The following is a 10,180-nucleotide window of genomic DNA, read 5'->3' as shown; positions in this document are numbered from 1 at the left end:
ATGGTACAACATGGACAACTGTTAAGACTTATACTACAACACAAGGTACACCTATCGCATTCGCAACTGACAATATCAGCTTGAATGCATACATAGGCAATCCAAGTGTTCAGGTAAGGTTCAGGTATCAGAATGGCTGGTCATGGTACTGGGCTATTGATGATATCGCAGTTACCGGTACTCCGGCTGCATTCAACTATAGCTGGACATCAACACCTGCCGGATTTACATCAACTGTTCAGAACCCAATAGGTGCTGCACCACTGGTTAACACAACCTATAACGTAAGCATTTCATATGCTGCAACAGGTTGCGCAACTTCAGGAGCTCTTCCACGAGATCGAGGCGGAGCGCGCCGCCGCCGCCATGGGGATGGACCCCGAGGGGGTCTCGTCCATGGAGACCTTCAACGCACTGGCGAAACAGGCGGCGCTCGCGTCGATGGGCGGCTCCCTCGGCACAGGCTTTTCGAACGCCGACCGTGACTTCGTGACGGGTCAGGTTCCGGGGCTGGAGAATACCGCCGAAGGGAACAAGTCCCTGATCGACATTCAGCGCGGCATCGCCAAGCGCAGGATTGAGAAAGCGGCGCGGGCGCGGGCCTACGAGAAGGAGCACGGCCAGATCGACGGCGGCTTCTATGACGAGTTGCAGGCGTGGGCCGATGCAAACCCGATATTCGTGGCATCGCCCGACGCTGGCGGCATCGACAGCATTCTGGATAGGTATCGCTGATGGCCGACCTCGCCACCCTCGAAAACGCGCTGCGCAAGGCCGACGCGCTGGCCCGTCAGGGCGACCAGCGCGCCGCGAGTGACGCAAAGGCCATCGCCGACGCCATCCGCGCCCAGCGGGCGCAGGTTGCCGCTCCGGTGCAATCGGACTTCCGGGGCGAGGGCGGCGGGCGCGGCTCGGGGATCGAGGCCGCGCTGATCGGCGCGCGCCAAGGTGTGACCTTCGGCGCTGGCGACGAGATCAATGCCGGGGTCCGCGCGGCGGGGGATTGGATCGCCGGCCAGTTGCCCGGCGGCGACGGGACCAGCTTCGGGGCGGCCTATGACAAGCGGCTTGAGCATGAGCGAGGCTTGCTGGATCAGACCCGCCGGGAGAACCCGGTTGCGACGACGGTTGGCGAGATCGGAGGCGCCGTCGCGCCTGCGCTTCTGACCGGTGGGGCATCGGCGACCACCCTTCCCGGCGCCATCGGAAAGGGCGCGCTCGGCGGCGGCGCGTCTGGCGCGGCCTTTGGGTTCGGTGATGCCGAGGGCGGGGTTGCTGAGCGGGTCGAAGGCACGGCCAAGGGCGCGGCGGTAGGCGCCCTGTTCGGCGCCACGGCGCAGGGCGCGATTAATGTCGGCACGCGCGGCTTTCGCCGGGTGTTCGGCAAGGCCATGGAGAAGCCTACGATTGAATCCCTCCGGGCTGCCAAGGGCGCGGCGTACAGGGCGGTTGACGACGCGGGCGAAGTGTTCCAGCCGGGAGAGATACAGGGGCTCGCAGCGAAGGCGCGCGAGGCCGTGGAGAGCGGGCACTATGTCCCGGATGTGGATCGGCAGACGGCGGCGGGCCTCACCATCCTTGAGCGTCAGGGCAAGCCCTTGACGCTCGGTCAGGTGGACAAGATCAGGCAGAACCTCTGGAAGCGGTACAACGCCGCGCCGAACGAAACCGGCATTCTCGACATCATTGATTCTATTGATGATCTCGTGAACAGCCGCGAAGCCACGAGCGACTTGCTCAGCGCCGCTCGCATGGCGAATTCGCAATACAAGAAGGCGGAGTTGCTGGAGAGCGCCTTCAAGAAGGCGCGCGACCAGACCTCCAGCACCGGCTCCGGCGGAAATATCCTAAACAAGTACCGGCAGGCGGTCACCAGCATCGTCAACGATCCGAAGCGGGCGAAATGGTTCAGCCCCGAGGATATGTCCGCGATGCAGCGGCTGATCGACGGCAGCACGGGAGAGGACATTCTCCGCCGCGTCGGGAAGTTGGCCCCCGGCGGAAATGGCCTGATGCTCGCCCTGAACCTGATGGGCGGCGCGACGTTCGGCGCGGGATCGCTGGCAGTCACAGCCGCGGCGAGCGGGGCAAAGGCTCTCGCTGATCGCAGCGCGACGAGACTGTCGGAGAATGCGCTGGCAACGGTGGCCGGTGCGGCGCCGCCTGCTGCGCGACCGGTTGCCGTATCCGGGCCGGTCAACGCGATGATGGGCTATATCGGATCGCGCTAGTCGTCGTGGCGGCGGAAGAAGTCATGCAGGTGCTTGTCAACGCGCCGGTCATGCCATGCGCCGAAAGCGACGCACGCGATGATGAACAGGAACCCCAGAAAGAAGGCCATCAGTAGCCATAGCAGTTCATCTGCCCTCCGGGAGCGGGTGCGCAGTGGGTGAATGCCGGTCGCGGCGCGACGGGTATCGGGACCGGTGTCGAGACAATGAGCGGGCGCTCGGCAAGCGCCGCCGCTGTCGCCTGTGATTGCTCGTATCCTGCTTGCCATGTGGCGCAAGCGGATTGATCGCCGCCCAGACAGGCATCCTTGACCGCGCGGACCGCAGGGTCTTCGCAGCCCGCCAACGCCAACAGGCCAAATACAATGATCGTGCGCATCCCGCAATGATGCGCGTCTCCTGCCATTTCTGCAAGGACTGACCGTGAGCAGCAACCGCTTGTTTTTCGCGCAGGTTAACCGCGCCTTCGACATGAACGGCGCGACCGTTCCCGGCGCCTTCATGCGCGTCTTCGAGAACAACTCCAGCACTCTGGCGCAGATATTTGCGAGCCTCGATCCGGATGTGCCGTTGGCGCAGCCGGTCCAGGCCGACGCGAACGGCGTGTTCCCCGACATCTACGTGAACAGCGCCGCGCCGCTCCGCGTGCTGATCTCGGCGCCCGATCCGGTCGATTCCAACCTCATCGGCGTGACCCTGCCCGGATACCCGATGGACAACATCGTGCCGCTGGCATCGGAAGTCACCGGCGCCGCCAACATCCCGTTCAGCCCGACCGAAGCCCTGCCGCAGGAGAACGTTCAGGCGGCCATCGAAGCCGCCGCCGCGTCCTCGAGCGGCCAGACGGAGCTTGTGGCTCGCAGCCTGACGGCGTGGGTCACGGGCGGCACATTGGACGCGTTCAGCCTGACGCCGGACCCGGCGCTGGTCGATTACGGATCGTGGTCCGCGTTTCTGGTCCAGTTCAACCGGGCGCCGACCGGAGCCTCTACGCTGAACATCAGCGGGCTCGGGACCAGGCAGTTGCGCAAGATCGGCCCGGCTGGCACGGCCATCGACCTTGTGTCGGGTGATATCCCGACCGGGGCGACCGTGCTCGTCGTCTATGACGGGACGCGCTTTATCGCGCGCGTCGGCCATGGGATGGCGGCGCAGAGCCCGGCGGCCGTCGCGATCACCGGCGGGGCGATCAACGGCACGTCCATCGGAGCGACCGCCACGTCCACGGTCAGGGGAACCGTTGTCACCGGGATAGGGGACAGCATTTCCCAGGTGCGCGCCGTGGGGACCGTGCAGGACGCAGGCGTCAGGATCGACACCACGGCGACCGGAACCGCCTATGTCACCGCCTACGACGGCGCCAGCGCGGGCGTGATCTCCTACAATCACGCCGACGACAAATGGCGGGTCCGGGCCGGCGGCGCTGGCACGCAACTTCTCGTCAACAACAGCGGCGTCATGGTCGGCGCCGCTGAGCTGATCAACCCGACGCTGGTCGAATACGGTTGCAGCCTATCGACCGCCGGGCTTGGCACCTTCTCCGCCAGCAACAACGTCGCGCTGCGGGTCAAGCGGTCCAATGACGGGACGCTGGTTCAATTCTATTCCGGGGTCACGCAGGAGGCCGTCATTTCGGTGGCGTCCGGGACGGTCACCTATGGGTCTTTCTGCGGCACCCACTGGTCGCAGGGGCCAAACGAACTGCCCGGCACGATCTACGAGACCATCGACGACATGGCCGAATGGGATGGCGAGGAGAACGACAAGCTGCCCCGCGCCCGGCCGGCGGAGGAGGCATCGCCAGCGGTCTATGGTGTCTTCTCCCACATGGACGAAGACGGCGACCTGCACATTGCCAGCCTCGGCGCGCTGTTCGTGCGTCTCCAGCCGGGGGCGGAGCCTCGGCGGGGCGACCTGATCATGAGCGCTGGCGGCGGGCTCGGGCGGGTGCAGCCCGACGACATCGTGCGGGCGAGCACGGTTGCGAAAATCACATCGGGACGGCTCATCCGGTCCTACCCGGACGGCTCGCTCCTGTTCCCCTGCACCCTTCATTGCGGTTGACCCATGCCAAGAATCACCAGACTGCCGGAAGACACGACGCTCCTCCTGACCGATACGATCGTCATCGTATCGGAGGGACAGACCCGTCGTGCGACGCTCGGGGAAGTTGTCTCTGACGTTGTGGTGCCGGCGGTCGCGCCGGGGCCGCTGATTTCGGAGCAATCCGGCAATGCACTGTCGGCCGGATCGGACGGCGGCGTTTTCCTGTCGTCGGACGTGCTCGGCGGGGGGGGCGGTGGCGGCGCGGTAATTTCCGTCGCGGGCAAGACTGGCGCGGTCACCCTTGCCCCCGGTGACGTGGGCGCGGCGGCGGCTATCCACAGCCACGGCGACGCGACGACAGCCGCGGCCGGCTTCATGAGCGCGGCCGACAAGACCAAGTTGGACGGGGTTGCCACCGGTGCGACGGCGAACTCGGCCGACTCGGTGCTGCTGGATCGGACGAGCCATACCGGGACGCAGCCGACCAGCACCGTCGATGGTCTCGACGCCGCGCTTGCCGGGAAGATGGCGAACTCGGCCGCCGGTCTGGCTGGCCTCGCCACGACGACGGCCGCCGATGGAACCCACGGCCCGACGCTCGGCGCCGCCGCTGCGCAGGCCAACGCCGCGCAGGCAAAGGCCACGATCTTCACCCAGGAAAACGCGCTTCTCGAAAAGCAGGAACTGGTCGGCTTCCGGCTTCCCTATGAAGACGGCGTATTTCCGAGCATCGCGGCGGGCGACGTTCTCACGGTCGGCGCGTCTCTCGGTAGCCATATCTATGGCGTTTCGATGGTCTCGACGGAGACGCTCGACACCATCCCGCATTGCTTCATGATCTCGAACGGCGACGGACTTGTCGAAAATCAGACGTTCGCGCAATCCTGGATCAAGATGCAAAGCGGCAGGCCGTTCACGCCGCGATCGGTGGCGCCGGTCTCGAACATCCTGAGTTTCGACGCCCGAGACGGGCGGAATATTCTCGTCCCCACCCTCGCGGCCAACGCCACCAGCGCTGCCTCATGCTGGGATCACATCCTGGACCACGAAGAGCCTGTCACCCTCATTGTGGCGATCGGGGCGACGCCCTACAGCCTCACCCCGACGCCGGGTGATGACGGGCTTCGGCCAAGCTCAGCGCCGAGCCATCAGCCGAATACGCTGGTGAAATACGAAATGTCCCGCATCAACGGCGTGCCGAGTTGGACATGGATCGCGGAATATCCCTCCGCGTCGGTTGCGGCTCCCACGGTCTCCTATGTCGGGGTCGCGTCGAATACCAACATCAACGCGGCGTGGTCCCTCGGCCTGCCGGCCGGGGCGGCGGAAGGCGATGCGATCGTTGTCATTCAGGATGCGCCGGGATCATCGAGCCTTGCCGGTCTGCCGACGCTGGGCGGGGTCAACCTGACCGATTCCGGGGCAACGCATGTCGCACAAGCCCCGTCGATCCGGACCAGCTATCGTATGTCCTTGACCTCGGGCGACATCGCGGCGGGATCGGTTTCGGGCGCCAGCTTCACGGGTGCCGTCTATATCCTCCTGTTCCGCAAGTCGGGCGGCGGCATCACGATCGGCACCGTCATCCACGACAAGGGAACGTCGAGCGCCGACAATACGATCGATTGGGCAGCGGACGGCACCCCGGCGCAGAGCTATATCTTGGGCGCTTTCGTCGGCTTTTTGTCAACGGATGATGCATCCCCGCCGCTGCGGGCGGAATGCACCGTTGTCGCCTCGCGCGCCTCTGGATCCTCACGCAGCTATATCGGTGTATCGGCGCTTCGGAACTACCCGACCGATACCATCGCCTATGCCAGCACGACGAAAACCTCGTCGCTCGGCCGCTGGGGAAACAGCCAGTTCTGGGTCGCATAGGAGCACAGCATGAGCATTCATGATCGCATCGCCTCCGCCTATATGGCGGACGTCAGCGCCCCGAGCAGCGCTTTCGCGGTGGCAACGCGGGCCGGCAAGATCGTCGCGGCCTATTCAGTGATCTATGGCGCGATCACGGTCGCGAACAGCCTGATCACCATGAAAATCAACGGGGTCGCGGTCACGCACCCGACATGGACGATCGCCTATTCCGGCTCGGCCGCCGGGGACATGGACAGTACCATTCCCACCGCCGCCAATACCGTCGCCGCCGGGGACCGGATCGAGTTCATCAGCGACGGCGGCAGCACTACCACAGCACCTGTCATGTTCTCGGCAGTGATCCAGTAGCATGGGCATCGAGAGCTATGGCCGCACGGTATCGGGCAGGTTGCAAGGGCCGTTCCCATGGGTCCGGCTACTGACCCCGGAAATCGTCACGGCCACGCCGCCAACGGTTTCCGGCACAAAGGCGCCGGGCCAGACCGTCACCGCCGTTTCCGGCACCTATACCCCGGCGGGCTGGCAGACGGTATCATGGGTGTGGACGCTGAAAGACTTGGCGGGCGCGGTCTACACCACCGGCTCGGGCGCGAACTTCACAATCCCGGCAGGCGCGCCGGATAGCATCCTGACCCTGACGCAGCCTATCGTCTTTGGCGGGCGGACGCATAGCGCGACCAGCATCGGATACAGCGTCACGGCGGCGACAGCGGCGCCGATCTTCGCGGGCCTGCCTGTCGTCACCGGCGGCACCACGCCCGGCTCGATCCTGACCGCGACGCCGGCATCGGCCAGCGGAACCCCGGCGCCTACGGTGACCGGGCAATGGTATCACAACGGCTCCGCCATCGCTGGCCTGACTGGCGTCAACTATACCGCCAGCACGGCGGGAACCTACACCTATCGCAATTTCGCGGCGAATGGCGTTTCCCCGAATGCGACCTCCGGATTCTCGAACAGCATCGTCGTCGCGGAAGCCCTATCCTCGCCGCCCGCGCTCAACTTCGTCGGCACTGGCACCGGCGAGGCGCGCAGCTACGCACAGACCAACTGGGACGCGAACAACGTCAACGGGCAGGGCAATGCGAGCTATTGGGGATCGCCGCTCGCCTGTTGCGCCTATGCGAGCTTCGCCGGCAATACCGCGACGGACGCCTATACGATCGCCGGGATCAAGGGCGGGCGGGACGCCTACGGCGGGCCGGCGCTTCGGGGCGGCTACTCCGCGCAGCACGACACCGGCTATCTCTGGGCTGTCGTCTGGGCGAAACTGACCCCGCGCGTGTGGGCGGAGTTCGATAGCTCATGGCGCGCCTCGCTCGATCGGTTCATGCGCTGGGCGCTGGTCGCGGCGGTCGGCACCGCGCGCGAGGCCGACAGCGCGTTCAAGGGCGACATGCTCGGGAACACGACCAATGCCTCGACGCGCGGCGGCAACCCGAATATCTCCTCGGCGCCGAGCGCCAATATCGCGGCATGCATGGCCTATATCGGCGTTTCGACGGCGGCGGCATATCTGCAAAGCGTCGTCGTCGCGACCGAGGAAGTCGCGATGCGATCCTCACCATGGACGAACATCGCCAAGAGCTTCTCGCTGCCGCGCGTTTCGAACGCCCCGACCCATGCGCAGATACAGGCCGCCTGCCGCCGCGGCACCCGCTTCGGCGTCCCCCTGACCGATCAGCTCGGCATGTGGGAAGCCGAGGTGATACACGCCTTCTCGAAGACCGTCAGCGAGGGCTACGGCAACGGCGCCGGCATCCCGTCGTCGCTCTATGCCGCGTACCCGTCCGGCTCCTGGGCGACCGGGCGCGGGCGCGTCGTGCCGGCGAACCTCGCAGCGATCCGGGCGAACCCCGAGTTCATCGCAATCAAGGGCTTGGCCGGCGCGGTCCGCGAAATGGACAGCACCGACGCCGGCGGCATCCGCATGTCCGCCAGCTACTCGGAATGGACGCATCGGATGATGTGCTTCTACACGCTGGGCGTTCTGACCTCGGGCACCGTCGATCGCAAGAGCGCCCGCGCGCTGGCCTTGCGCACCCGGATCAAGGCGGGCTGTACCCACATGCGGCTGATCGGTCAGTACGGCTGGCTCTCGGTCGCGCACATCGTTCAGGGCGGCTTGCCGGCATCCCCGGAGGCATCCGGCCAATGGCAAGCGGGCGGCGACACGGGCGGCTGGGATACCGCGTCCCGGAGCACGCAATTCGGCCTGAAGTTCCAGCACGACCTCGGCCGCGTGATCGAGGGCGTTTACGACATGATCTAGGGAGGCATCCCGGATCATTTCCACCGAAGCCGGGCAATTCAAGCCCAGATGAACCTTGGGCGCGGCCCTAGCCGCGTCCGCGCGGCTGCCCCGCGAACGGAGGCAATCGCATGACGGATAAAAAATCGCCGGAGAGTTTCTGGGGAGTAGCGCTGTGGTTGTTTGGGGACGCGGACCGGGCGGATCGGCTGGCGAGGGAACTGCGCTCGCCGGAGGACATCATCAGGGAACTCGCGGAGAGCCGGGCGCACCGGGCGGAATGGCGGGAGGAGCGGGAACGGCGGGAAGCCCGGAAAGCCGCGCGCTCGCTATTCTCGAAGCGCATCGTACAGACCTTCGTCGGCGTCGGCTTCTTGGTGACGATGGCGAATGCGATTTATCAGCTAGGGATATACCTCCAATGGTGGACCTGAAACCCGGCGCGTGGCGCTGGTTCGTGCCCCTGTGCACGGCGTTCTGGCTGGCCTTCTTCATGATCGCGGTTCCCGCCGCTGTCCGACACATGCCTTCGTGGTGGTGGCTGGATGTACGGGCCGTGCGCGTGGATAGCCAAACGACCCTGGTCACGATAGACCAGACGATCGCGCGAGACTACACGGGCGACGTGGCTGTTCTTGTGCGGCAGGTGAGCGGGAAGATCGGCGCGGCTCTCAGCACCTGCGGCGGCGGGCGGACCGGCATCAAGAATTTCAAGGGCATGCCTTGGCCGGCGCATGACATTGACCTCAACTGGTTCATGGATGCGCCGCCGAATGCCGGCTGCGACCTCGCCCCGGCCGAATACGTCGCCGACTTCCGTTGGACCTATGCGCCATGGTGGGCGCTCGGGATGAAGTTCGAGACGCGCGCCAGTAGCAACATCTTCCGGGTGTCGTAAGATGAAGCTCACCTTGGCGATGTTGAACGCCATCGCTGGAAGGCAGGTTGACCGGGCCAACGCCGGATCGCTTCTCGACGGCCTGGACACATACCCCGCCGGCATCGAGGCGCCGCACCGTCTAGCGCACTACGTGGCGCAGATCATGCACGAAAGCGGGGCGCTACGGTATGATCGCGAGATTGCATCCGGCACCGCGTATGAAGGCCGCGCCGACCTTGGCAATACCGAGCCGGGGGACGGGCCGCGCTTCAAGGGTCGGACCCCGATCCAGATCACCGGCAGATCGAACTATCGGCAATTCCGGGAATGGTGCAAGGCCGCGAACCTCGACCCGCCGAACTTCGAGGCATACCCCGAGTTGGTGCTGACTGACCCATGGGAAGGGCTTGGCCCGGTCTGGTACTGGACCACGCGCGGGGTCAACGCCTTGGCTGACGTGGGCGATCTGCGGGGCATCACGCGCAAGATCAATGGCGGGTATAACGGCCTGCCCGACCGACAGCGGTACTATGTCCGGTCGGCGCTGGTGATGCTGGGATATGCGCCTGACGATGTGGCCGGCTTCCAGGCTAAGGCGGGGTTGCCCGCTGACGGGATCGCCGGCCCCCTGACGATGAACGCGCTTCACGTCGCGCTCCGTGGCTCTGAGGCGGTTGTCGCCACCGAAGTCCCGCCCGCGCCGAGCCTGCTGGGCAGGCTGATCGCGGCGCTGTTCGGCTGATTGTGCGGGTCTCTCCCCGCCTGTCACCAGCTTACCCCGGTCAGTGCTAGGGAGCGACCCTAGCCTCGATCGAGAACTTATCACATCCCCCAGAAAGGACCCAATGTTCGTTTCGGGGTGGCTCGCCCCCGTCGTGTTATGACGGGGAT

The 10,180-nt window shown here is 65.5% G+C and carries 9 protein-coding genes; all 9 read left to right on the top strand.

Annotation, left to right across the window (positions count from 1 at the left end; genetic code table 11):
* Nucleotides 1-297 precede the first annotated feature (297 nt).
* Nucleotides 298-735, top strand: a complete 438-nt coding sequence (locus Q0480_RS17540) for a hypothetical protein (RefSeq protein WP_299134946.1) — start codon at nt 298-300, stop codon at nt 733-735.
* Complete coding sequence (locus Q0480_RS17535) at nt 735-2,231, top strand: hypothetical protein (protein ID WP_299134944.1); 1,497 nt, start codon at nt 735-737, stop codon at nt 2,229-2,231. Before Q0480_RS17540 ends, Q0480_RS17535 begins: the two co-directional genes overlap by 1 nt.
* 570 nt (nt 2,232-2,801) lie before the next feature.
* Nucleotides 2,802-4,295: a hypothetical protein gene (locus tag Q0480_RS17530; protein ID WP_299134943.1), complete on the top strand. Its 1,494-nt coding sequence runs from the start codon at nt 2,802-2,804 to the stop codon at nt 4,293-4,295.
* A 3-nt stretch (nt 4,296-4,298) separates the two neighbouring features.
* Nucleotides 4,299-6,155: a hypothetical protein gene (locus Q0480_RS17525; protein WP_298621530.1), complete on the top strand. Its 1,857-nt coding sequence runs from the start codon at nt 4,299-4,301 to the stop codon at nt 6,153-6,155.
* Between the two features lie 9 nt (nt 6,156-6,164).
* A complete protein-coding gene (locus tag Q0480_RS17520) occupies nt 6,165-6,506 on the top strand; it encodes a hypothetical protein (protein ID WP_298621529.1) in 342 nt (113 codons plus the stop codon).
* Nucleotide 6,507: 1 nt separating this feature from the next.
* Nucleotides 6,508-8,430 carry a hypothetical protein gene (locus Q0480_RS17515; RefSeq protein WP_299134942.1) on the top strand — a complete coding sequence of 641 codons (1,923 nt, stop codon included), beginning with the start codon at nt 6,508-6,510 and terminating at the stop codon, nt 8,428-8,430.
* A 110-nt stretch (nt 8,431-8,540) separates the two neighbouring features.
* Nucleotides 8,541-8,843, top strand: a complete 303-nt coding sequence (locus Q0480_RS17510; RefSeq protein WP_298621527.1) for a hypothetical protein — start codon at nt 8,541-8,543, stop codon at nt 8,841-8,843.
* Nucleotides 8,831-9,307, top strand: coding sequence for a hypothetical protein (locus Q0480_RS17505; protein ID WP_298621526.1), 477 nt, complete (start codon nt 8,831-8,833; stop codon nt 9,305-9,307). Before Q0480_RS17510 ends, Q0480_RS17505 begins: the two co-directional genes overlap by 13 nt.
* A 1-nt stretch (nt 9,308) precedes the next feature.
* Nucleotides 9,309-10,031, top strand: coding sequence for a peptidoglycan-binding protein (locus tag Q0480_RS17500; RefSeq protein WP_298621525.1), 723 nt, complete (start codon nt 9,309-9,311; stop codon nt 10,029-10,031).
* Nucleotides 10,032-10,180: the final 149 nt, after the last annotated feature.

The sequence above is a fragment of the uncultured Amaricoccus sp. genome (assembly GCF_937891315.1).
Classification (GTDB): domain Bacteria; phylum Pseudomonadota; class Alphaproteobacteria; order Rhodobacterales; family Rhodobacteraceae; genus Amaricoccus.
The sequence above is the reverse complement of the archived record's forward strand: the minus strand, read 5'-3'. Positions and strand labels throughout refer to the sequence as shown.

What these genes read in the sequence shown, in the direction of transcription:
- Q0480_RS17540 (WP_299134946.1), top strand. Translation starts at nt 298, where the DNA reads ATGCTGCAACAGGTTGCGCAACTTCAGGAGCTCTTCCACGAGATCGAG.
- Q0480_RS17535 (WP_299134944.1), top strand. Translation starts at nt 735, where the DNA reads ATGGCCGACCTCGCCACCCTCGAAAACGCGCTGCGCAAGGCCGACGCG.
- Q0480_RS17525 (WP_298621530.1), top strand. Translation starts at nt 4,299, where the DNA reads ATGCCAAGAATCACCAGACTGCCGGAAGACACGACGCTCCTCCTGACC.
- Q0480_RS17520 (WP_298621529.1), top strand. Translation starts at nt 6,165, where the DNA reads ATGAGCATTCATGATCGCATCGCCTCCGCCTATATGGCGGACGTCAGC.
- Q0480_RS17515 (WP_299134942.1), top strand. Translation starts at nt 6,508, where the DNA reads ATGGGCATCGAGAGCTATGGCCGCACGGTATCGGGCAGGTTGCAAGGG.
- Q0480_RS17510 (WP_298621527.1), top strand. Translation starts at nt 8,541, where the DNA reads ATGACGGATAAAAAATCGCCGGAGAGTTTCTGGGGAGTAGCGCTGTGG.
- Q0480_RS17505 (WP_298621526.1), top strand. Translation starts at nt 8,831, where the DNA reads ATGGTGGACCTGAAACCCGGCGCGTGGCGCTGGTTCGTGCCCCTGTGC.
- Q0480_RS17500 (WP_298621525.1), top strand. Translation starts at nt 9,309, where the DNA reads ATGAAGCTCACCTTGGCGATGTTGAACGCCATCGCTGGAAGGCAGGTT.